This window comes from Alistipes montrealensis, from assembly GCF_018362775.1.
GTDB classification, from domain to species: Bacteria; Bacteroidota; Bacteroidia; order Bacteroidales; family Rikenellaceae; genus Alistipes; species Alistipes montrealensis.
In genome coordinates this window covers 48,761-71,125 of the sequence record NZ_JAGYXY010000008.1, presented here as the reverse complement: position 1 = coordinate 71,125, position 22,365 = coordinate 48,761, and the positions used below count along the sequence as shown (strand labels likewise).

17 protein-coding genes are annotated in these 22,365 nt (G+C 59.2%); 6 read left to right on the top strand and 11 right to left on the bottom strand.

Annotated elements, in window-relative coordinates; all coding sequences use genetic code 11:
• The first annotated feature begins 84 nt into the window (after positions 1-84).
• Entirely contained in the window at positions 85-810 is a 726-nt protein-coding gene (locus KG007_RS13250) for a YebC/PmpR family DNA-binding transcriptional regulator (RefSeq protein ID WP_213349530.1), read from the top strand.
• A gap of 186 nt (positions 811-996) precedes the next feature.
• On the opposite strand, the gene KG007_RS13245 is transcribed toward KG007_RS13250, so the two are convergent.
• Positions 997-1,650, bottom strand: a complete 654-nt coding sequence (locus tag KG007_RS13245) for a rubrerythrin family protein (RefSeq protein WP_213349527.1) — start codon at positions 1,648-1,650, stop codon at positions 997-999.
• A gap of 171 nt (positions 1,651-1,821) precedes the next feature.
• Between KG007_RS13245 and KG007_RS13240 the strand changes: the two genes are divergently transcribed.
• Positions 1,822-2,292, top strand: coding sequence for a hypothetical protein (locus tag KG007_RS13240; RefSeq protein WP_213349524.1), 471 nt, complete (start codon positions 1,822-1,824; stop codon positions 2,290-2,292).
• A 51-nt stretch (positions 2,293-2,343) separates the two neighbouring features.
• Here KG007_RS13240 and KG007_RS13235 read toward each other — a convergent pair whose 3' ends face one another.
• From KG007_RS13235 to KG007_RS13205, 7 genes are all read right to left on the bottom strand, one after another.
• On the bottom strand, positions 2,344-3,576 hold the full coding sequence (locus KG007_RS13235; RefSeq protein WP_195461530.1) for a phosphatase PAP2 family protein: 1,233 nt from the start codon (positions 3,574-3,576) through the stop codon (positions 2,344-2,346).
• Between the two features lie 12 nt (positions 3,577-3,588).
• The gene (locus KG007_RS13230; protein WP_213349522.1) at positions 3,589-6,162 is read right to left on the bottom strand and encodes a calcium-translocating P-type ATPase, PMCA-type; all 2,574 of its coding nucleotides are present in this window, start codon (positions 6,160-6,162) and stop codon (positions 3,589-3,591) included.
• A 9-nt stretch (positions 6,163-6,171) separates the two neighbouring features.
• Positions 6,172-7,614, bottom strand: a complete 1,443-nt coding sequence (gene rodA, locus KG007_RS13225) for a rod shape-determining protein RodA (RefSeq protein ID WP_195461532.1) — start codon at positions 7,612-7,614, stop codon at positions 6,172-6,174.
• Positions 7,604-9,430 carry a peptidoglycan D,D-transpeptidase FtsI family protein gene (locus KG007_RS13220; RefSeq protein ID WP_213349519.1) on the bottom strand — a complete coding sequence of 609 codons (1,827 nt, stop codon included), beginning with the start codon at positions 9,428-9,430 and terminating at the stop codon, positions 7,604-7,606. The genes rodA and KG007_RS13220 overlap by 11 nt, the downstream gene beginning before the upstream one ends.
• Complete coding sequence (locus KG007_RS13215; RefSeq protein WP_195461534.1) at positions 9,427-9,945, bottom strand: rod shape-determining protein MreD; 519 nt, start codon at positions 9,943-9,945, stop codon at positions 9,427-9,429. The genes KG007_RS13220 and KG007_RS13215 overlap by 4 nt, the downstream gene beginning before the upstream one ends.
• Complete coding sequence (gene mreC / locus KG007_RS13210) at positions 9,946-10,800, bottom strand: rod shape-determining protein MreC (protein ID WP_195461535.1); 855 nt, start codon at positions 10,798-10,800, stop codon at positions 9,946-9,948.
• 88 nt (positions 10,801-10,888) lie between these two features.
• Positions 10,889-11,908 (bottom strand): rod shape-determining protein, encoded by a 1,020-nt coding sequence (locus KG007_RS13205; protein WP_195461536.1) that lies wholly within the window; start codon positions 11,906-11,908, stop codon positions 10,889-10,891.
• A 185-nt stretch (positions 11,909-12,093) separates the two neighbouring features.
• Between KG007_RS13205 and KG007_RS13200 the strand changes: the two genes are divergently transcribed.
• Together KG007_RS13200 and KG007_RS13195 are read left to right on the top strand one after the other, a co-directional pair.
• Complete coding sequence (locus tag KG007_RS13200) at positions 12,094-13,101, top strand: NAD(P)H-dependent glycerol-3-phosphate dehydrogenase (RefSeq protein ID WP_195461537.1); 1,008 nt, start codon at positions 12,094-12,096, stop codon at positions 13,099-13,101.
• Between the two features lie 7 nt (positions 13,102-13,108).
• On the top strand, positions 13,109-14,440 hold the full coding sequence (locus tag KG007_RS13195) for a glucose-6-phosphate isomerase (RefSeq protein ID WP_213349613.1): 1,332 nt from the start codon (positions 13,109-13,111) through the stop codon (positions 14,438-14,440).
• Between the two features lie 136 nt (positions 14,441-14,576).
• Here KG007_RS13195 and KG007_RS13190 read toward each other — a convergent pair whose 3' ends face one another.
• The 3 genes from KG007_RS13190 to KG007_RS13180 all read right to left on the bottom strand — a co-directional run bounded on the left by KG007_RS13190 (position 14,577) and on the right by KG007_RS13180 (position 19,939).
• Positions 14,577-15,410 carry a WG repeat-containing protein gene (locus KG007_RS13190; protein ID WP_213349516.1) on the bottom strand — a complete coding sequence of 278 codons (834 nt, stop codon included), beginning with the start codon at positions 15,408-15,410 and terminating at the stop codon, positions 14,577-14,579.
• Between the two features lie 89 nt (positions 15,411-15,499).
• Positions 15,500-16,837 carry an NADP-specific glutamate dehydrogenase gene (gene gdhA, locus KG007_RS13185; protein WP_195461539.1) on the bottom strand — a complete coding sequence of 446 codons (1,338 nt, stop codon included), beginning with the start codon at positions 16,835-16,837 and terminating at the stop codon, positions 15,500-15,502.
• A gap of 111 nt (positions 16,838-16,948) precedes the next feature.
• Complete coding sequence (locus KG007_RS13180; protein ID WP_195461540.1) at positions 16,949-19,939, bottom strand: PEP/pyruvate-binding domain-containing protein; 2,991 nt, start codon at positions 19,937-19,939, stop codon at positions 16,949-16,951.
• Positions 19,940-20,026: 87 nt separating this feature from the next.
• On the opposite strand from KG007_RS13180, the gene KG007_RS13175 reads away from it, so the two are divergent.
• Both KG007_RS13175 and gcvT read left to right on the top strand, forming a co-directional pair.
• Positions 20,027-21,238 carry a hypothetical protein gene (locus tag KG007_RS13175; RefSeq protein ID WP_213349513.1) on the top strand — a complete coding sequence of 404 codons (1,212 nt, stop codon included), beginning with the start codon at positions 20,027-20,029 and terminating at the stop codon, positions 21,236-21,238.
• Between the two features lie 14 nt (positions 21,239-21,252).
• Entirely contained in the window at positions 21,253-22,353 is a 1,101-nt protein-coding gene (gene gcvT / locus KG007_RS13170) for a glycine cleavage system aminomethyltransferase GcvT (protein ID WP_213349510.1), read from the top strand.
• Positions 22,354-22,365 lie beyond the last annotated feature (12 nt).

The window sequence follows — 22,365 nt, the reverse complement described above, 5'->3', positions numbered from 1 at the left end:
AAAATGCGAATTCTTAATTATGAATTCTGAATTGTTTTATACCTTTGCACCACTGAAAGAAAAAACCGAAAAAACGATAATTGTATGGGAAGAGCCTTTGAGTATCGCAAAGCGCGAAAAATGAAACGCTGGGGTCACATGGCCCGTGTCTTCACCAAACTGGGAAAAGAGATCGAAATCGCCGTCAAGGCCGGAGGTCCCGATGCTTCGGCCAACACCCGCCTGCGTATTCTGATCCAGAATGCCAAGGCCGAGAACATGCCGAAGGAGAACGTCGAGCGCGCCATCAAGCGTGCCACCGAGAAGGATGCCGCCGATTATAAGGAGGTGATCTACGAAGGATACGGTCCCAACGGCATCGCGTTCCTGGTCGAAACCGCTACCGATAACACCAACCGTACCGTAGCCAACGTACGTATGTACTTCAACAAGTGCGGCGGTACGCTGGGCAACAGCGGTTCGGTAGGCTTCATGTTCGACCACAAATGCGTCTTCAAGTTCAAGTCTGCGGCTGATGTCGATCCCGAAGAACTGGAGTTGGAGATGATCGACCTGGGTGTCGACGAGTTCTATCCCGAGGAGGACGGCATCACAGTCTATGCTCCTTACGAGTCGTTCGGCGCCATCCAGAAGTGGCTCGACGACAAAGGTTTCGAGATCGTATCGGGTGAATCGGTACGCATCCCGACCGACGTGAAGGAACTCGACGCCGAAGGCCGCGAATCGGTCGAGAAACTGGTCGAGAAACTCGAAGAGGACGACGATGTGGTGAATGTTTACCACACGATGAAGGAGCCCGACGAAGAGTAGTTCCCGATTGCAGGCGGAGATTTCCGCACATCCCTTGAACGGGGCGAATGGAGTGTACCTCATGTACTATCCATCCGCCCCGTTCTTTACGATGCTCGAAACTCCTTTGCCTGAATTCAAAAACAGGCTTGCGAACTGCTCTGTGGCCTGTGTCGTAGTGAATGTTGTTTTGCGGGATAAAAGGAGTTATTCGAACCAAACGAACCTTCCGTCGTCCGTCAGGCAGTGGGGACAGTAGTAGTCGACGTACTCCGACGAATAGAGGTTGCCGCAGAGCGGGCAGACGGCGAACCGGCATGTGTCCGAATGGTTGGCGGCATGTTGGCGGCAGCGTTCCAGCAGGACGATGTTGTGCCGGTCGCCGGCCGATGCCCAGGTCAGCACCCGCGCCACGTAACGGTTGCCGCGCTCCATCGCACGGCGGATGTCCGCCCCGCGGCGCTCGCCGTAGCTTTTGAGCTCGTAATCGATACTCCGGTCGAGGTTGCCGTCGGTCGCACCCCCGAAGATGACGACTTTGCCCGGAGGTGCGTAGTGTCCTCCGAGATGTACGATCGCTGTTGCACAGTTGTTTTCCTGCAGGCGCTGGGAGAAGGCCATGGCCCGGAACAGCCGTTCGGCTTCGCGGCGCTCCTCGTCGGCGGCAATGTTTGCAAAATGGTCGTACTGTGCCGATTTGACGTGTTTGCGGCGGCAGCAGGCGTCGAGGTCTGCGAGCGTTTCGGTCCACGGCGAACTTTTCGGTGTCCGGGGTTCGCGCGTCGCCGCGTAGTACAGCCAGACGAGGATGACTGCCGATGCTACGAAGAGCGAAAGTATCAGGCCGAGACGCAGTTTCATAATTTTAATCCGGGGAAAAGCCGTAGTTCGGAACGTGCATTTTTTATGCCAACGGATCGCTGGTTTTATGCCGCCGGGGAATTTTTGCGGCCCGGCTTTGGTTTTCGGATTCCAATTCCTATATTTGTAAATCCGTCCCTGCGGAAAACCAGGAACAGGGCGGCCGTATCTATGAAAATTGGACTGAAAATTTTAACTGCCGTCGTTGTGGCCCTGCTGGCCGGCGGTTGCGGCAGTAGCGATAAAGGCGGTGAGGACGAGTCGAACTACGACGGCTGGGTGCTGACAGAGTGGAAAGGCGGCGATGCCTTGGCCGGCACGGTCTACCTGCAGCTCGGCGAGGACGGGACGTTCACCCTCTACCAGAGCATCAAGACGTTCGGCTACGCTAAATATACCGGGACCTACACCATCAGCGCCGTGCCGGAGGCCGGACAGGTGCTTTCGGGAACGTATACCGACGGAACACCGTTGGACAACACTTATGTGGTCGAAAAAATGACGAAGAAGGAGCTGAGGCTCCGTGCGCAGAAGGACGGTATCGTTTCGGTCTATTCCGGGGTGACGATTCCCGCTTTGGTGAAGGACGGCATTACGGGCAAAAGCTTGCGTATGGCTGTGGAGACGAAAGCGTTCCTGTAAACGAACCGGGATAAATAGGAAGGGCGGACCCGCGGGTCCGCCCTTTTTCGGTTAAAAGACGGCGCAGACCTCCATACTGAAGGTGAGCTTGTGGAGCCGTTGGCGCGACGATGTCACCACGGGCGGCGCTACGTCGTAATCGGTCGTAAACCGTACGCCGAGATTCTGCGTGGCGAGGTAGGTCGTTGACACTCCTGTTCCGAATGAGAATCCGGCCCGGCCTTCCAATCTTCGGAGGTCCGTGCGGGCCGGTTTGTAAATCTCGCATCCGCCGAGCAGTTTGCCGCCCACGAGCCACCGCATCGAGAAGGGGTAGGAGAAATAAGGTCCGGCGTACATCGACGCACACTCCAGGTTGTCGTTCTGGGCTATGCCGTTGACCTTCATGCGCAGGTTGGTGCACGACATGCGCCCGCCGACACCCCAGTAGGGCGATCCGAACCAGGCTCCCTGTACCGAGACGGCCGGACCCGAAAGAAACTGCATGTGCATGTCGGGATAGGGCGTGTAGCTTCCAGGAACGGTCGAGAACCCGAGGCTGAACCCGAGGAACGACGGGCGGCGGTAACGGTCGTAAATGGAATAGGTTTCCGTGACGTTGAGGCCTTTTTCCTTGAAAATCAGGTCTGCAAGGTAATACCCCAACTCCGTGGCAAGGATGCCGATGCCCGCGCCGACCATGATGTCGCTCATCCAGTGGCGGTTGTTGAGCTGGCGGGTGACGCCCGTGACGGTTGCCACGGTGTAGCCGCCGATGCTGTACCACGGGCTGCGGTGGCCGTACTCCTTGTGGAGCATCGTGGCGGTCATGAAGGCTGTGGCTGTATGTCCCGAGGGAAAAGAGTTGCGCGACGACCCGTCGGGGCGCATCACGCGGCAGGAGTATTTGAGCGAGTTGACCCCGATGGTCATCAGTCCTGCCGAAAAAGCGTCGGAGACCAGCATGCGGCCCCACGAACTGCGGCTCTTGACCCCGCAGGCCTTCAAGGCGACCATCGCCCCTGCCGGGGCGTACTGGAGCCAGTCGTCGTAGTTCTGGCGGAACGAACGGCTGTAACCGTTGCGCAGGCGCCGGAAATCGGCGTCGTAAGCCTGCATCACCACGCCGCCCACGATCAGCGGTGTGCCGATGAAGAGCATGCGGTAGGCTTTGGTCGAAGTGTGACGGTCGATGCGCTGGCGGAATGCACCGCCGGCGCTCATGTCCGTGCTGTCGGGCAGCTGCGCCCACGCTCCCAGGCCCACGAACGAGAGCAGACAGACGGCGGTAAGACGTTTGAGCATGTATGTAATGAACTACCTTTTTCTACGGATTGCACGGATGATTTCGCCACCGATGGCCAGCAGCGAGGTGAAACCGATTACTTCGGCCCATTGCGTCCATGAGAGCGGTTCGGTGCGGAATACCTCGCCTCCGAACTCCACGATCAGCACCTGCCCTACGCCGATGGCCGCGAGGATGAGGAAAAATTCGCGGCAGCCGCCGAGGCATGTGAAGACCGAATGGCGTGTCTCGAATCCTTTGGCGTTGAACATGTTCCAGAATTGCAGGAAGACGAATGTCGAGAAGAATACGGTCAACTGGCCGATCGTGAGTCCGCCCTGTGTGATCGTCCACCGGAAGAGCATACCCAGCAGTACGACCACCATCACCATGCCGCACGTGAAGAGCGTGCGGGCCATGCCCGGGGTGATGATGAATTCGTCGCGCCGGCGGGGTTTGTCGCGCATTACCTCGGGATTGGGCGGCAGCGAAGCCATTGCCATCGCCGCAAAGGTGTCCATGATGATGTTTACCCAGAGAATCTGCACCACGGTCAGCGGCATTTCGGTTCCGAACACCGCGCCGATGAAGCAGATGGTGATGGCCGCGAAATTGATCGTCAGTTGGAACAGCACGAACCGCTGGATGTTGCGGTAGAGTGAACGTCCCCACATGACGGCCGTTGCAATCGAGGCGAACGAGTCGTCGAGCAGCGTGATGTCCGAAGCGTCCTTCGCTACGGAGGTTCCCGAACCCATCGAGAGCCCCACGTTGGCGAAATTGAGCGCCGGGGCGTCGTTCGTGCCGTCGCCCGTCACGGCCACCACCTCGCCCCGCTGCTGCAACAATTGTACGAGGCGTTGTTTGTCCAGCGGGCGGGCCCGGGACATGATTTTGATCTCCTGCACCCGTTCGAGCAACTCTTCGTCGCTCATTGCGGCGAACTCCGTACCGGTGATGTGGTTGCGGTCGCCGTCCACGGCGTCGTCCCACAGCCCGATCTGGCGGGCGATCTCACGCGCTGTCGCCGGGGTGTCGCCCGTGACGATTTTTACGCCGATTCCTGCTTGCAGGCAACGTCCCACGGCGGCCGGAACGTCTTCGCGGACCGGGTCCGAAATGGCCGCCACGGCAGCAAAATGCAATCCGCCCGCCTTGACCGCTTCGAGGCAGTCGTCCGACGTGGTTTCAGCCCATGCTACGGCCAGCGTACGCATGGCGCGGCTTTGGAAGCCGAGGAGTTGCTCGGCAACCTGGGTGTCCTTTCCGTCCGGGGCGCACATCGTGCGTACGATCTCCGGGGCGCCCTTTACACAGAGGATGCGGCGGCCCGAAATGCCGCTTTCGACGATCGTCGCCATGTATTTGCGTTCGGTCGAGAAGGTCAGCCGGTCGACGATCTTCGCTTCGGCGCGCAGCGGTTCGTAATCTTCGCCCTGGGTACGGAGCCATTCGAGCAGGGCCCCTTCCGTGGGGTTGCCGATAATGTGTCCCTCGGCGTCGAGGAACGCCGTGGTGTTCAGCGCCACGACTTCGGCGAATTCCCGTTCGGGAAGCGCGTCGTAGCGGATGAGCTCCTGTACGTGCATGCGGTTCTGGGTGAGCGTTCCGGTCTTGTCGGTGCAGATGACCGTCACGGCGCCCATCGTTTCGCAGGCGTGCATCTTTCGTACGAGGTTATTGGTCTTGAGCATCCGCCGCATGGACATTGCCAGCGACAGCGTGATCGACATCGGCAGTCCTTCGGGCACGGCCATGACGATGATGGCTACCGAGACCATGAAGATGTTGAGCACCTGCTGCGAAATGGTCAGCCAGTCGCTGTCGAGCAGTCCGCCCACGAAGACCGCCTTGCCCAGCATCACGCAGAAAATCAGCGCTGAAAGGATGATGCCCAGCCGGCCGATCAGGCGCGAAAGGCGCGTCAGTTGCCGGTCGAGGGGCGTCTGTTCGTCGCTCTGTACGGTCGACTGCTCCGTGACGCGTCCGGCTTCGGTCGAGTCGCCCACGGCCGTTATGACCGCTACGCCGTAGCCGTCGGCCACGGTCGTGCCCCGCAGTACGGTGTTCGACGGATAGGTCGCCTCGGCGTCGAAATGGGCTTCGTCGACGGTTTTGTCCACTTCGAGTTCGCCCGTGAGCGTCGATTCGTTGATCTTCAGCGACACCGCCTCGACCAGTTCGCCGTCGGCCGGAATCGTCTCGCCGCTTTCGATATAGACCACATCACCCGTAACCACTTCGTGGCGCGGGATTTCGCGGATCGAACCTTCGCGCATCACCTTTACGGGAATATCGTCGTTGACCTGGTTGAGCCGCCGGAAACGCCGCTGGGCGTCCCATTCGAACCAGAATCCGACGCATGTGGCGAGGATGATGGCGCAGATGATGCCTACGGACTCGGTAAAGTCTTTGTGGATGAATCCGATGGCCAGCGACAGCACGGCGGCCAGCAGCAGGATGCGGATGATCGGGTCGCGGAACTTTTCAAGCAGCAGACGCCAGACCGAATCGTCCTTCGGCGGGGTGATGACGTTGTCGCCGTGACGCTGGCGGCTTTCGTCGACTTCCTGAGAGGTCAGGCCCTTGGGATTGTAGTGTATCATGTGTGAGGGTTAGATTTTCTGCACGGAAAACTGCCGTGTCGAGGCGTCGAGCCTTACGGCGATGAACAGCAGGATGGTAAAGGCGATCAGCGACGAACCGCCGTAGCTCATGAACGGGAGCGGAATGCCCATCACGGGCATCAGGCCGATGGTCATGCCCACGTTGACCAGCACGTGGAACAGCAGGATTGCCGCCACGCAGTAACAGTAGATGCGCCCGAAGGGCTCCTGCTGCCGCTCGCCCATGCGCATCAGGCGCAGGATCAGCAGGCACAGCAGCGTCAGCACCACGACCGAACCCGCGAAACCCCACTCTTCGCCCACGGTGCAGAAGATGAAGTCGGTGTGTTTTTCGGGGACGAATCCGTATTTGATCTGGGTTCCTTCGAGGAAGCCTTTGCCCCAGAAGTTGCCCGATCCGATGGCGATTTTGGCCTGGTTGACGTTGTAGTCGGTTCCGAGCGGATCGCTGATGATGCCCAGGAAACTCAAGATACGGTCGCGCTGGTGCTGTTTGAGGATCGAGTTGAAGATGTAGTCGGTGGTGGGCAGGAAGATCAGCGAGCCGACGAACAGCCCCAGCGTGATGAAGATATTCGCAAGGTTCGAACGATAGGCGTAGGCCGCGACGAAAACCACCCCCAGCAGGGTCATCGTGAGCAGGCTGTGGTAGAGGTCGAGTGTCCCCGGGGCGATGAATGCCATCGCCAGGCACAGCAGGATGCTCGACAGCATCAGCGCGGCCAGGAACACGAGGCGCGAGCGCCATTGTCCGTTCATCATCGCCTCCGAGAGCGTGCAGACCAGGATCAGTGTCACGAGCAGCGTCATCGGCGAGAGCAGGAACGAAACGATGAACAGTCCGGCGATCAGCAGCACCGGGATGCAGAGCCATTTGTTCAGTCCTTCGCGGTAGAGCACGAAGAGGAACGACCCCAGCACGATGCCCGAACCGGTGTCGTTTTGCAGGACGATGATAAAGAGCGGGATGCAGATCACGACGGCGACCTTGAAAAGGTCGTTGGCGCGGTTGATCGAGAAGGAGTATTCACTCATCACGCGGGCCAGGGCCAGTGCCGTGGCGATCTTGGCGAATTCGACGGGCTGCACGCGGAACGAACCGAACTCGAACCACGCCTTTGCGCCGTTGACTTCGCGGCCGAACAGCAGCGCAGCGGCGAGCAGTGCGATGCCGCCCAGGTAGGCCGGGTAGGCGAACATGTGGTAGAAGCGTTCGTCGAGCAGCAGCACGATGAGGGCCGTGACCCACGCCACGCCGATCCACATCAACTGCTTCATGTAGAAGTGCGAGAAGGAGAACAGGTCGGCCGTGCTGTCGTCGTACGATGCCGAGGTGATCGAGATCCATCCCGCCACGACGATCAGCACGTAGAGCAGGACGGTCCAGAGGTCCACCCCGTAAAAGATGCCGCTATGTCGGTTACTTGTCATAGGCGGGGTAATAAATGGGTGCGTTCTTGATGTATTCCACCAGTTCGGGCCGGCGGATCGTGTCGGTCAGGTAGTACTCTTCCAGCAGGCTGGCGATCGGCAGGGCCGACGAAGCGCCGAACCCGCCGTTCTCGACGTAGACCGAGATGGCGATCTTCGGGTTGTCCTTCGGAGCGAACGAGAGGAATGTCGAGTGGTCGCGTCCGCGCGGGTTCTCGGCCGTTCCGGTTTTGCCGCAGACATCCCATCCGTCGAGCCGGGCGCGGGTCGAGGTTCCCCCGACGTTCACGCCGCGCCACATGCCTTCGACGATCGGTTCGAAGTGTTTGGCGTCGACCTTCGTGTAGTGGCGTTCGTAGAAACGGGCGTCGAGCGAATCCCGGCCTTCGATCTTCTTCACGATGTGCGGGATGTAGTAATAGCCCCTGTTGGCGACGATACACGCGAGGTTGGCCAGCTGCAGCGGAGTGCATCCCAGCGCATCCTGCCCGATCGAGAGCGACAGCACCGTCAGCGAATTCCACGAACCCCGGTACTGGCGGTCGTAGTAGGCCCGGTCGGGCACGTAGCCGTTGCCTTCGTCGAGGAAGTCCGAACCCAGCTTGCGGCCGAATCCGAAACTCTCGACATATTCTTTCCAGACATCGTAACCCTCTTTCACGCTTCCGTATTTGGGGTTGTCGAGGATGTCGCGGAAAACGTAGCAGAAGTAGGCGTTGCACGAGGTCGCCACGGCAAAACGCAGGTCGAGCGGCGAGGCGTGGGCGTGACAGGCCATCTTCAGGCGGCCTGCCTGGTAGCCCATGTGGCAGGAGTGCATGTCCGAAGGCCGGAGCACCCCTTCCTGCAGGCCGATCAGTCCCTGCACGAGCTTGAACGTCGATCCCGGGGGATATTTGGCTTTCACGGCGCGGTTGAACAGCGGCTTGCGCTTGTTGTAGAGCATCTTCATGTAGTTGTTGCCCCGCTCGCGGCCCACCAGTTCGTCGGGGTCGTACGTCGGCGAGGAGACCATCATCAGGATTTCGCCCGTCGCCGGTTCGATGGCCACCGCAGCGCCGACTTTGCCGCGCATGAGTTCCTCGCCCAGCAACTGGAGCCGGGCATCGATGGTGCTTATCAGGTAACGTCCCGGTTCGGGGACCGAGTCGTAACGTCCGTTCATGTAGGAGCCTTTGATCGCTCCGTGGGTGTCGATCTCCTGTATCTTGACCCCTTTGCGCCCCCTGAGCTGCGGCTCGTAGGCCGATTCCACGCCGCTCATGCCCACGTAGTCGCCCGTTTTGTACTCCGGATTGCGTTTCAGGTAGTCGGGGTTCACTTCGCTCACGTAGCCCAGCAGGTTGCCGCCCACTTCGCGCGGGTATTGGCGCACGGTGCGGTAGACGGTGTAGAAGCCCCGGAAGTTGCATTCGTCGAAGCGCAGCTTGTCCTCTTTGGAGATGTAGCTTGTCACCAGACGCGCCGCCCGCGGCCGCATCCGGGCGTTGGCCAGTTCGCGTTCGAGTTTGGCGCGCGAAAGTCCCAGCACTTCGCACATGCGGGTCGTGTCGAATCCCTGTTTGCCGATTTCGCTCGATATGACCATCAGGTCGTAGCACTCGCGGCTCTGTACCAGGTATTCCCCGTTGCGGTCGAAGACCTCGCCGCGCGGCGGGTATTGCACCACGTGGCGCAGTACGTTTGCGCGGGCCAGTTCGTTGTAGCGCGAATCGAAGAGCTGGATGTAAGCCAGCCGGCCGACGATCAGCGCGAAGATCAGCAGGACGACGACCTGGAGGGTCCGCATCCGCATGAAACTCTCGGAACTGCTCATATGCGCACGGGAATTTTCGCGGTGAAGATGCGGGCGATGATCCAGATGAAGGCCGCCGATACCGCCGTGCTGACGACGATGCGCAGCAGCATGTGGAGTACGTGGGCCAGCGAGAGGGTCTCCAGCCAGAAGAAGACGATGTGGTGCACGAGCGTCAGCACCACGAGGTAGGTGATGAATTTGCGCTGGCCCAGGCGTGCCGGGGAGGGAATGCCTCCTTCGCGGACGTTGTCACGGCCGCAGATCATCCCGGCGAGGGTCGGGCGCAGGAAGGCGATCAGCAGCGTTGCGATCGTGTTGATTCCGGCGGCCCCCATGGCGAAGTCCATCGTGACGCCCAGCGCCAGCCCGGCTCCCAGCACCGCTACGGGCGGCGTGTCGAGCGGCAGCAGGGCGATGAAGACGATGTATATGAGCGGGTTGAGGTAAATGCTGATCGTCAGGTTGTCGAACAGGAAAACCTGAAGCAGCACTGCCGCCGCAAAAAGTCCGAGGTATGGTAGTGTGCGATGCATTTATTCGGGCCGGGTGTGTTGTTCGATTTGTTCGCTTTGTTGCAGGTTGCGGATTTCATAGAGGTCGCGGTTGCCGACCAGTACGACTTCGCCCAGCCGCGACATTTCTGCCGCGAGCCGTACGCGCACCGTGTAGGCCGTGCGGGTTTCGTTGAGCGAGGCGCTCTCGACCCAGCCGATCAACACGTCGGCGGGGAAATACTGCGAGAATCCGGTGGTCACGACCTCCTGTCCGGGCTGCGGATCGGCATATTTCGACAGTTCGCCGAGAATAACGATATCCTGGTCGAGCCCGTCCCAGTAGATCGAGCCGTAATACTCGGTGTCGGCGATTTTGCCGCTGGCGCGGAACGAAGTGTTCAGCACCGACATGGCCACCGAATAACGCTCCGTGCAATCGACGATATAGCCGGCCATCGCGCCGTCGGACGAGAGAACGGCCATCTCTTCCATGACGCCGTCCTTGCGGCCGCGGTTGAGCGTGATGAGGTTCTGCGTCCGGTTGATCGTGTTGGCCACGACCGACGCCGTCGCAAAATGGTATTTCGATTCGCCGATGTCCTGCATGTAGCTGTCCAGCCGCGCTTTAGTCCCGGCTTCTTCGTATTGGGCGAGGCGCTCTTCGAGCTGCGCCACGCGCCCCAGCAGCAGGCGGTTTTCGCGTCCCAGGGTGAAATAACGGCGCACGCCTGCAAAGAGTCCGTGCATGCCGCCGGCCACCTGGTTCGACCGGGCCAGCAGCCGCGCCTGGGTATAGTACGTGGAGTGGGCGTAGTAGCTGATGGCCGCGACCTCCAGCGCCACGAACAGCACTACGACGTAGACGCTTCGTATGAACTCGAACAGCTTGCGCAAAGTCCCTTGTTAATTTAAGATTGCGGACCGGGGCCCGCAATCGTTCTATTCAAAATATTCGTCAATCGGTCTTCCCTGAATCCGAAAACTATTTCATCAGGAAGGAGAAGCGGTTGATGTTCTTCAGCGCGATGCCCGTTCCGCGTGCAATGGCCCGCAGCGGGTCCTCGGCGATGTGGAACGGAATGCCGGTCTTCTCGTTCAGCCTCCGGTCGAGGCCCTTGATCAGCGCACCGCCGCCGGCGAGGTAGATGCCGTTCTTCACGATGTCGGCGTAAAGCTCGGGCGGCATGGATTCCAGCACCTTCATCAGCGCTGCGTCGATCTTCGTGAGCGATTTCTCCAGTGCGTAGGCGATTTCGCTGTACGAGAGCGATACGGTTTGCGGCAGTGCCGTGAGCATGTTGGGGCCCGTCACGACGAAATCTTCGGGTTCCTGCTCCAAATCCGAAACGGCGGCGCCGATCGAACATTTGATCGCCTCGGCCGTGCGTTCGCCGATACGGATGTTGTGCTGCTGGCGGACGTAGCTTTGGATGTCGTTGGTGAAGACATCGCCTGCGGTGTTGATCGACTCCGAGCAGACGATGCCGCCCAGCGAAATGCAGGCGATCTCCGTCGTGCCGCCGCCGATGTCGATGACCATGTTGCCTTCGGGGGCCTCGACATCGAGGCCTGCGCCGAGCGCTGCGGCCATCGGTTCGTAAATCATGTAGACCTCGCGGCCTCCGGCGTGCTCGGCCGAGTCGCGTACGGCACGTATTTCGACGTTCGTCGAGCCCGAAGGAATGCAGATCACCATGCGCAGCGAGGGGGCGAAGAGGCTGCCCGAGGTCTTGACTTTTTTGATCATGCCGCGCAGCATCAGCTCCGTGGCGTTGAAATCGGCGATCACGCCGTCCTTCAGCGGACGGATCGTTTTAATGTTCGGATTGGTTTTCTCGTGCATCTGGCGGGCCTGCTGGCCGATGGCCACGAGTTTGCCTGTGTGCACGTCCAAAGCCACGATCGAAGGTTCGTCGACGACAACCTTGCCGTTGTAAATTATCAGCGTATTGGCCGTTCCGAGGTCGATGGCCAGCTCCTGTGTCAGCGAAAAAATTCCCATACTCCTACACCCAACTGTTCTATTTTGTGAAATGCTTTATTTTCAATCGAATACCTATCCGCAGCGCCGCTTCGGGTCCCGGCGGATGACATATCCGGACAAAGGTACTAAAAAGCCCCGGAAATTTTTGTATTTTATTCTAATTTTTTTTAATTACATTTGTGCTGGAAAAACTGAATCTCCGCATGGAATATAAAATCGGAACCGAAGCCCGCTGTGCGGTCATCGGCTATGGAAGCTGGGCGACGGCTATCGTCGGACTGCTTGCGGCTGCCGGGCAGCGCGTAGGGTGGTATGTCCGCAATCCCGAGGTCCTCGAATCATTGCTCGCAGAAGGGCGCAATCCGCGCTACCTGAGCGATTTGGAATTCGACCGCGACTGCATCGCACCCTCCTCCGACCTCGATGCCGTGGTGCGCGGCGCCGACATTGTAATCCTGGCGACCCCTTCGGCTTATCTCAAGGATTTCCTCTCCCCGCTGAGCGTTCCGTTGCGCGATAAATTCATCGTCTCGGCCATCAAGGGCATCGTCCCGGGCGACTACCAGACCGTCGTGGAATATATCCACGACCGTTACGAGTTGTCGTACAAACAGATCGGGCTGGTGACCGGACCTTCGCACGCCGAGGAGGTTTCGCGCGGCAAGCTTTCCTACCTCACGGTCGTCTGTACGGACCCCGAAAACGCACGGCGCATCGGCGAAAAGTTCGCCGGCGACAACGTCCGCCTCAGCTATTCGACCGACCTCTACGGTATCGAATACGGTGCTATTCTCAAGAATATCTACGCTCTTTCGGTCGGCATCGCCGTCGGCCTGGGCTACGGCGACAATTTCCTCGCTGTGCTGATCGCCAATTCGGCGGGCGAGATGACGCGTTTCCTCGAAGAGAGCTATCCCGACGAGCGTAACACGCAGGTTTCGGCCTACCTGGGCGACCTGCTGGTGACCTGCTATTCGGTTTACAGCCGCAACCGCCGGCTGGGGCTGCTGATCGGCCACGGGTGCACGGTCAAGAGCGCCCTGAACGAGATGACGATGGTCGCCGAAGGCTATTTCGCCGCCGACTGCATCCGCCATATCAACTCCCGCCACCGGGTCGATATGCCCATCGCCGACATGGTCTACCGGGTGCTTTATGAGGGAGCCTCGCCGCGCAAGTGCATGAAAGAACTGACTACCAAATTAATTTAGCGATATGATGAAAAATGTGAAATTGGACATTGCCAAAACGGGCATTGAGATTTCTGCCGATGTCGAGGCCAAGGCGCAGGCAGCCAACGCCCTGCTGCATTCGGGCAAAGGCGCCGGCAACGATTTTCTGGGCTGGGTGAAACTCCCCTCGTCGATTTCCGACGCCGAGATCGCCGCCATCGAAAAGGAGGCAGTGAAACTGCGCTCGAAGGCCGATGTGATCATTTGCATCGGCATCGGCGGCTCGTACCTCGGCGCCAAGGCCGTACTCGAAGCTATGAGCGACCCCTTCAAACTGCTGCACAAGGAACAGAAGGACCCCACGGTCATCTTCGCCGGGCAGAACATCTCGGAGGACTACACCGCTGAAATGCTCGAAGCCGTGAAGGAACATTCGATCGCAGCTATCGTGATTTCGAAATCGGGCACGACGACCGAACCCGCCATCGCGTTCCGCCTGATCAAGGCCGAGATCGAGAAGCGTTACGGCAAGAAGGAGGCTTCCGAGCGTATCGTGGCCATCACCGACAAGGCGCGCGGCGCACTCAAGACGCTCGCCACGCAGGAGGGCTATCCGACGTTCGTCATTCCCGACGACGTGGGCGGACGCTTCTCGGTGCTGACCCCCGTGGGGCTGCTACCGCTGGCCGCCGCTGGCGTGGATATCGCCGCTTTGGTGCACGGCGCGCAGGAAATGGAGAAGGCTACGGCCGAAGGCGTGCCTTTCAAGGAGAATCCGGCCGCCGTTTATGCCGCCGTGCGCAACATGCTCTATGCCGATGGCAAGAAGATCGAAATTCTGGGTTCCTATGAACCCAAATTGCAGTATATCAACGAGTGGTGGAAGCAGCTCTACGGCGAGAGCGAGGGTAAGCAGGGCAAGGGCATCTTCCCGGCGAGCGTCACGCTGACGGCTGACCTGCACTCGATGGGACAGTATATCCAGGACGGCGAGCGTACGCTTTTCGAGACGATCATCTCGGTGGCCAAACCCGCTGCGAAGGTGCTGATCGAGGCCGACAAGGAGAACCTCGACGGGCTGAACTTCCTGGCCGGCAAGCGCATTTCCGAGGTCAACCGCATGGCCGAACTGGGCGTGCAACTGGCCCACGTGGACGGCGGCGTTCCCAATATCCGCATCGAGATTCCCGAGATTTCGGCGGGTGTGATCGGCGGCCTGCTCTATTTCTTCGAGAAGGCGTGCGGCATCAGCGGCTACATGCTCGGCGTGAACCCCTTCGACCAGCCGGGCGTCGAGGCGTACAAGAAAAATATGTTCGCCCTACTGGACAAACCCGGCTACGAAGAGGCTTCGAAAGCCATCAAGGCCCGTTTATAACCCGCCTAAGAGGCGGGATTTAGAGGCGACAGGGGTGTTTTCGATCTGTTTCTGCGCTTCCATCCGGCTGGTTTCTAAAGCCGATACCGAAAAAGCCAATCCTCCGTGGATTGGCTTTTTTTATTGGCCGCGGTGCTTATTCACCGCGTACCCGTTTCCCGTTCGGGGTGAAGACTTCTGTCCGGCCGTCTTTCTGCATGTAAATCAACTTCTCCCGGAACCCGCCGTCCGGCGCGGAGGCAGCCTGTCCTGTTTCGGCCGTGTCGGCAAGCGTGTCGATGACGAGATGTCCTGCCTTGTAATAGACCGCGTCGTAGACGCATGGAATTATCGGTCGGCCGTTGTCGCCGAGTACGCCCCACTTGCCGTCGCGCCGTACGATTGTAAATCCCCAGGTAGGCTGGAGCAGGTAGGCCAGTTCGTAGACGCACGGCACGACGGGGCGGCCTTTCCGATCGATGCAGCCCCATTTCCCATCGGCGAAGCCCAGGTTCTGGAACCGGGTATCCGCGAAATCCGTGTGGCCGTCGTTCACGAATGCCCGCTTACCCATGACCGGGAAGATGAATCCGTAAAACGGCGTAACGAGCTTCCCGCTGCGGTCGATCAGGGCCGTCGGGCAGTCCGAGAGAATCGGAACTTTGAATTTGTCGACTTCGTTTTTGACTATCGCGACGCTTCTGTCAAACCCGTATTCCCCGAAACTGCTGCACCAGTCGTATTGCAGCGGAATAACCGTTTCGCCCGTGGGGGCGATAAAGCCCCACTTGCCGTCGCGCCGTACGGCGGCCCGGTCGCCGATAAACTGCCGGGCGTCTTCGTAATGGGCGTTGTTGAAGGCGACGCGGCCGTACTCGTCGGTGAAATAACACGGGGAGGACCCCCGCGTCCGGTTCATGTAAAGCTGCGGGCATTGCGAGGCGGCGCACGACGACAGTGCGATGCTGGCGATCAGGAGGTAGTGACGCATGACGCTAAGAGTTAGGTAGGAGAAATATACGAAAAAAAGCGGAACTTCGTGCTGAAGCTCCGCTTTTTTCGTATGAACAGGGTTTCGGTTTACAGAACCCCCTGCTCGACCATCGACTTGGCGACCTTCATGAAGCCCGCGATGTTCGCGCCCTTCATGTAGTTGAGGTAGCCGTCCTTTTCCGTGCCGTACTCCACGCAGGCGTGGTGGATCGACGACATGATCTGGTGCAGTTTGGCGTCGACCTCCTCGGCCGTCCAGTTGAGTTTTTGCGAGTTCTGCGTCATTTCGAGGCCCGACGTAGCCACGCCGCCGGCGTTCACGGCCTTGCCCGGTCCATAGGGAATCTTCGCCGCGATGAAGGCGTCGATGGCCTCCGGGCGGCATCCCATGTTCGACACTTCGGCCACGAGTTTCACGCCGTTGGCCAGCAGCCGCTTGGCGTCCTCGCCGTCCAGTTCGTTCTGCGTGGCGCACGGCATGGCGATGTCGACTTTGACCTCCCACGGCTTTTTGCCCGCGAAGAACTTCGAGTTGGGGAATTTTTTGGCATACGGCTCCACCACGTCGTTGTTCGACGCCCGGAGTTCGAGCATGTAGGCGATCTTTTCGGTGTCGAGGCCGTCGGGATCGTAGATGTAACCGTCGGGTCCCGAGATGGTCACCACCTTGGCGCCCAGTTCGGTAGCTTTCGTCGCTGCGCCCCAGGCCACATTGCCGAAACCCGAGATGGCGATCGTCTTGCCCTTGATGTCCATGCCGGCTTTTTCGAGCATCTGGCGCAGGAAGTAGACGGCTCCGAAGCCCGTCGCCTCGGGACGGATCAGCGAACCGCCGTAGGTCATGCCTTTGCCCGTCAGCACGCCGGTGTTCTCCTGGGCCAGCTTGCGGTACATGCCGTAGAGATAGCCGATTTCGCGTCCGCCGACGCCGATGTCACCGGCCGGAACGTCGGTCTCGGGACCGATGTGACGCCAGAGTTCGAGCATGAAGGCCTGGCAGAAGCGCATCACTTCGCGGTCCGACTTGCCCTTGGGGTTGAAATCCGAACCGCCCTTCGCGCCGCCCATCGGAAGGGTCGTCAGCGCGTTTTTGAAAATCTGCTCGAAGCCGAGGAATTTGAGGATCGAGGGGTTTACCGAGGGGTGGAAGCGAAGCCCGCCCTTATAGGGGCCGATCGCGTTGTTGAACTGCACGCGGTAGCCCGTGTTAACCTGTACGTCGCCTTTGTCGTCTACCCATACCACCTTGAACGTGAAGGTGCGGTCGGGTTCCACGATGCGCTCCGCGATGCGGTTGGCTTCGAATTCCGGGTGCTGGTTGTAAGCATCCTCCACAGTCATGAGAACTTCGCGCACGGCCTGCAAATATTCGCTTTCGCCGGGGTGCTTGCGCTCGAGTTCCGCCATAATTTTGTTAACGTTCATAGCTCTATCGTTTTTGGTTGGTTGGCTTGCCTGATTGGAGTTTTATCTCTTTACAAATATAAAAATATTTCTTATAGATTGTAACTGTTTTCGTGAAATTTATTTTAATTCCTAATCTTTTTCCTCCTTTTCTCCTTCACGTACCATGCCTTTGTTCGATCGCCCGTCCATGCAGACCCACAGCGGGCGGTCGAAACGCACCTGCCGCAGGTAGGTTCCGTCGAACAGGGCCTTCCGCGCGTCGAGTTCCTGTTCGCGGAAGATGCCGTCGCCGCGGAAGGGATTGATCGTCAGGTAGCCCACGCCCAATGAGGTGACGTTCTGGAAGAAGTGTGTGCCCTGCGAGGGCTCCACGTCGAATTTCTCGATCCCGCATTCGACGATCACCTTGGCCTCGGAGATGTGGTTCCACTTGACCGGTACGCCGAGGAACGGGTCCGAGGAGCCCCAGCGGCCGGGTCCCACGAGGATGTATGACCTTCCTTCGTCGTGCATGCGGTTGTTGAGCATCAGCAGTTCGTCGGCGATCTTCTCGGTCGAGAGCGAATCGAAGGCGTCGGACTTGATGTAGATGATATCGGCGATGTCGGTCATCTGTCCGATGCCGAGGGCCTGCTCGCCGTAGACCAGCGCCCGGGAGGTGTCGACCTTGTCCCAGTCGATGGCCCGGTTGTCCTGGTTGTCGATGATCGGGCGTATTTGCAGCAGGTTGAAAATCTGCTGTTGTCCGGGCGGCACGTCCATGTTGACGGCGAATTCGACCTCCACGGGGCAGCGCATCTCCTCGGCGCCCATCTGGAGGATGTCGGAGATGATTTCGGCCAGTGGGAAGGTGTTGTATTTTAGGATGTTGTTGAACGTTATTACCTTGCGGCCCCGGTCGAAGGGGCTATCCGAGATACGTTCGTTCTCGCGGTCCCAGATCGAGCAGACGAATTTCGAGTTGCGGAAGTCGGCGATTTCCGTAAGGCTCAGCCGGCGCAGGTTCACCGCGTCGTCGATCGACGTGCGGAACTCCTCGGGTTTGAGGCTCAGGGCCAGTACCTCGTTCTGCGTATCGCGCAATGCCAGTTCGGGCGTCGAGGTCTGCAATACCTTCTGCGGGTAACGGGGCGAAAAACGCAGTGTCCGCCCGCCGTCCACGACCAGCTTGCCCAGTCCCATCGCCACGTTGCAGACCCCGTCGCCGGGTTGTTCGTCGCCGATGGGGTAGTAGTTGATCGAGCGGGCCACGCCCGAGCAGGTGGGGAAGTAGAGCCCGTCCTGTTCCGTGCCGCATACCTCCTGGACGATCACGGCCATCTTCTCTTCCGAGATGAGGTTCTGCGACGACTGGATGTAGGCCCTCGACGCTGCGAAGTAAACCGAGGCGTAGACGCTTTTGACCGCCTTGAGCAGCAGGCGCAGCATCTGGTCCTCGTTGTCGACGTAGGGAATCATGTAGGTCGAGTAGATACCCGCAAAAGGTTGGTAATGCGAGTCTTCGAGTTTCGATGAGGAGCGGATCGCCAGCGGCGTGCGCACCGTGCGGATGTAGCTTTTCAGGGCTTCGCGCAACCGGAACGGGAGCACCGAACTGACGAATTCCGACAGGATTTCCTCGTCGGAAAAGTCCTGCGAGATGATGTATTTCAGTCCGTTGTGGCGGATGAAATCGTCGAAGAACTCCGTGGCGATCACCACCGACCGCGGAATCATGATGCGCACGTTCTCGTGTTTGTCGTACTGGCGGTGCTTCATGAGCATCGAGTTCATGAACGCCAGGCCGCGGGCCTTGCCGCCGAGCGAGCCGTCGCCGATGCGGGCGAAGGCCACGGCGTCGGAGTAGGTCTCCGTGTCGAAGCGCGCCACGACGCCCTGTCCGAGCAGCGTGCGGTAGTCGCGGATCAGGCCCACCAGCACGCGGCGGTGCTCCTCGACCGAGGTGAAGTGGCTTTTGTTGTATTGGCGGATCGACGCCGCCAGCGGGAACAGTCCCCGCGAATAGAGCCACTTGGAGAGGTGGTTCTGCGAGGTGTGGTACTCGAACGCCTTGTCGGGGATCGTGGCGATCATCTGCTGCATCTGCGTCAGGTCTTTTGCGCGGCCGATCTCGGCGCCCGTGTCGGGGTCTTTGAAGACGAAGTCCCCGAAGGCGAATTCGATGGCGATGTAGTCGTGCAGTTGCGAAAGCAGCGTCTTGGAGTTCTTGGCGATGAATCCCGCGCCCAGTTCCGCGGCCTGCTTGCCGAAGGCCACCTGCGACGATTGCAGCAGCACGGGCATCAGGGGGTTGTCCTGCTTGATACGGCGGCAGAGGTCGATGCCGGCGTCGAGTTTCTCGCTCTCGGGCGGGTCGTTGCGGTGGAGCACGAATCCCACGTCGGAGATCACGCCCAGCAGGTTTTTCTTATACCGTTCGTAGAGTTCCACGGCCTCTTCGTAACAGCGTGCCAGCAGGATTTTCGGACGGGCGCGTTTGCGCAGCACCTGCTGCTGCTCGTTGAAGGCGTCCTTGAGGAACTCGGTATTTTGCAGCAGGATCAGTTTATATAACTCCGGTAAATAGGTGGAATAGAAGCGGATCGAGTCCTCGACCAGCAGGATGGCCTGCACGCCCCCTTCGCGGATGTCCTCGTCGGCGTTCATCTTGTCCTCGATCAGTTTGATGATGGCGATGATCAGTTCCGTGTTGCCGTGCCACGAGAAGATGTAGTCCAGCCCCGAACGGTCCTGCTCCTCGATGCGGCGGTAGATGTCCTTCGAAAAGGAGGTCAGCAGCGCTACCGGGGTATTGGGATGCCGCTCCTTGACGATTTTGGCGAATGAAAAAACGTCGGGTTCGCCGACGTTGTACATCGTGAGGATGAAATCGAACGAATCGTCCCTGGCCAGCGCTTCCAGTGCTTCGGCGGTCGAACTGACGCGCGTCAGCGACGGCGGATTCGACATGTTGAGGTCGGTGTATTCCTGGTTGATCTGCGACTCGATATGCCCGTCCTCTTCGAGTATGTATCCGTCGTAGCTGCAGCATACGAGCAGGATTTTGTGGATACGGTATTTCATGAAGCGGTAGGGGAGTTTGTTCCCGTCGGGCATGTATTGCTCAAGGCTTTTATTCATTCGGATGCGATTTTTGATCTTCCAACAAAAATAAGGAAAAATTTGTTACCTTTGAAATCGGAAACGCTGAAAATAACCTCAGATAAGATGAGTAAGGATAAATATACCCTGCAAGAGGTCACCACTCCCGCCCTGGAGCGCGAGTGGCTCGACTTTCCCGAAAAGATTTACAAAGGAAACCGCAACTGGGTCCGTCCGCTGGACCCCGATATCCGCAAGATTTTCGACCCTTCGAAGAACGAACTCTTCGCCGACGGCGAGGCTGTCCGCTGGATGGTACGCGACGGCCGGGGCGAGGTCGTGGGCCGCATCGCTGCGTTCTACAACCGCGAAAAAGCCCTGATCGAGGAGCAGCCCACGGGCGGCTGCGGCTTCTTCGAGTCGATCGACGACCAGCAGGTCGCCGACATGATGTTCGAAGCTTCGCGCATATGGCTGGCAAGCCGCGGCATGGAGGCGATGGACGGCCCGGTCAACTTCGGCCAGCGCGACGCGTGGTGGGGCCTCCTGGTCCAGGGCTACGAGTTCCAGCCGCTGTACGAGAATCCCTACAACCCGCCCTATTACAAGGAGCTGTTCGAAAACTACGGTTTCAAGAACTATTTCAACCAGAACACCTACATCTGGAAGATTTACGACGATGACGTGAATGCCATGGTACACGACCGCGCCAAGCGCCTGTTCGCCACGCCGGGCTACCGTTTCGAACACCTCAATATCAAGAATCTGGACGATGCCGCCGAGAGTTTCCGCGTCATCTACAACAAGGCCTGGTCGCTCTTCTCGGGCGTGAAGCCTATGTCGCAGGAGGAGGCGCTGAAGATCATGCAGACGATGAAACCGATCATCGACCCCAACATCATCTTCTTCGCCTATTTCAACGACGAGCCTATCGGGTTCTTCATCATGGTCCCCGACCTGAACCGCATCATCGGCAAGTTCAAGGGCAAGTTCGGGCTGTGGCAGAAACTGCGCCTGATGTGGGACCTCAAGGTGCGCAAGGCCAGCGACCGCATCTTCGGCATCATCTTCGGCATCACGCCGGAATTTCACGGCAAGGGCGTCGAGTCGGGCATGATGTGCTACATTCTCGAAGATTACATCCGCACCGACCGCAACCGCTACAAGACGATCGAGTTCGCATGGATCGGCGACTTCAACCCCGTGATGAACCGCATGATCGAGAGCTATGTCTGCGCTACGCGTCACAAGATGCACACCACTTACCGCTACCTGTTCGACCGGACGAAGGAGTTCCACCGCTGTCCGCGTCTGGGAGTCAAACGTCGTTCCGAATAAAAACCGCCTGAAATATGAAAACTACCGCATTTACCAAGTATCACATAGCCGCGGGGGCCAAAATGGCCGAGTTTGCGGGTTATAACATGCCTATCGAGTTCACGGGCATCACCGACGAACATATGGCCGTGCGCAACGGCGCAGGGGTCTTCGACGTGAGCCACATGGGTGAAATCTGGGTCAAGGGTCCCAAAGCCCTCGACCTGCTGCAACGTATCACGACCAACGACGTTTCGAAACTCTTCGACGGCAAGGTGCAGTATACCTGCATGCCCAACGGCCGCGGAGGTATCGTCGACGACATCCTGGTCTACCGGGTCGATGCCGAAACCTACCTGCTCTGCGTCAATGCCGCCAATATCGACAAGGACTGGAACCATATTTGCGCGGAGGGTAAAGCCTTCGGCATGGAGGCGGGCCGCGGCAAGGAGTTGTACAACGCTTCGGACGAGATTTGCCAGTTGGCCGTGCAGGGTCCGCTGGCCATGAAGATCGTGCAGAAGATGTGCGCCGAGCCGGTCGAAGACATGGAGTATTACACCTTTAAGAAGATGTCCGTCGCCGGGTGCGACGCCATTCTTTCGATTACGGGTTATACCGGTTCGGGGGGCTGTGAAATTTACGTGGCCAACGAAGACGGCGACAAACTCTGGAAGGCGCTGTGGGAGGCCGGCGAAGAGTTCGGTCTGAAAAATATCGGCCTCGGGGCGCGCGATACGCTGCGCCTGGAGAAGGGTTTCTGCCTCTACGGCAACGACATCGACGACACGACCTCGCCGCTCGAAGCCGGGCTGGGATGGATCACGAAGTTCGCCGAAGGGAAGGATTTCATCGACCGCGCCGCGATGGAGAAACTCAAGGCCGACGGCGTGGCACGCAGGTTGGTGGGCCTGAAGATGATCGAGCGCGGCATTCCGCGCCACGGCTATCCGATCGCCGCGCCCGACGGGACCGAAATCGGCCGCGTCACCTCGGGAACCATGTCGCCCTGCCTGAAAGTCGGCGTCGCGCTGGGCTATGTCGAGTCGGCCTTTGCCAAACCCGGGACCGAAATCGCCGTGGTGATCCGCGAAAAGCCCGTAAAAGCCGAAGTAGTGAAGATTCCGTTCGTATAAACCGTAAACCGA

What these genes read in the sequence shown, in the direction of transcription:
- KG007_RS13205 (WP_195461536.1), bottom strand. Translation starts at nt 11,908, where the DNA reads ATGGGAATTTTTTCGCTGACACAGGAGCTGGCCATCGACCTCGGAACG.
- KG007_RS13235 (WP_195461530.1), bottom strand. Translation starts at nt 3,576, where the DNA reads ATGCTCAAACGTCTTACCGCCGTCTGTCTGCTCTCGTTCGTGGGCCTG.
- KG007_RS13220 (WP_213349519.1), bottom strand. Translation starts at nt 9,430, where the DNA reads ATGAGCAGTTCCGAGAGTTTCATGCGGATGCGGACCCTCCAGGTCGTC.
- KG007_RS13190 (WP_213349516.1), bottom strand. Translation starts at nt 15,410, where the DNA reads ATGCGTCACTACCTCCTGATCGCCAGCATCGCACTGTCGTCGTGCGCC.
- rodA (WP_195461532.1), bottom strand. Translation starts at nt 7,614, where the DNA reads ATGACAAGTAACCGACATAGCGGCATCTTTTACGGGGTGGACCTCTGG.
- gdhA (WP_195461539.1), bottom strand. Translation starts at nt 16,837, where the DNA reads ATGAACGTTAACAAAATTATGGCGGAACTCGAGCGCAAGCACCCCGGC.
- KG007_RS13195 (WP_213349613.1), top strand. Translation starts at nt 13,109, where the DNA reads ATGAAAAATGTGAAATTGGACATTGCCAAAACGGGCATTGAGATTTCT.
- KG007_RS13250 (WP_213349530.1), top strand. Translation starts at nt 85, where the DNA reads ATGGGAAGAGCCTTTGAGTATCGCAAAGCGCGAAAAATGAAACGCTGG.
- KG007_RS13245 (WP_213349527.1), bottom strand. Translation starts at nt 1,650, where the DNA reads ATGAAACTGCGTCTCGGCCTGATACTTTCGCTCTTCGTAGCATCGGCA.
- KG007_RS13230 (WP_213349522.1), bottom strand. Translation starts at nt 6,162, where the DNA reads ATGATACACTACAATCCCAAGGGCCTGACCTCTCAGGAAGTCGACGAA.
- KG007_RS13200 (WP_195461537.1), top strand. Translation starts at nt 12,094, where the DNA reads ATGGAATATAAAATCGGAACCGAAGCCCGCTGTGCGGTCATCGGCTAT.
- KG007_RS13240 (WP_213349524.1), top strand. Translation starts at nt 1,822, where the DNA reads ATGAAAATTGGACTGAAAATTTTAACTGCCGTCGTTGTGGCCCTGCTG.
- gcvT (WP_213349510.1), top strand. Translation starts at nt 21,253, where the DNA reads ATGAAAACTACCGCATTTACCAAGTATCACATAGCCGCGGGGGCCAAA.
- KG007_RS13175 (WP_213349513.1), top strand. Translation starts at nt 20,027, where the DNA reads ATGAGTAAGGATAAATATACCCTGCAAGAGGTCACCACTCCCGCCCTG.
- KG007_RS13215 (WP_195461534.1), bottom strand. Translation starts at nt 9,945, where the DNA reads ATGCATCGCACACTACCATACCTCGGACTTTTTGCGGCGGCAGTGCTG.
- KG007_RS13180 (WP_195461540.1), bottom strand. Translation starts at nt 19,939, where the DNA reads ATGAATAAAAGCCTTGAGCAATACATGCCCGACGGGAACAAACTCCCC.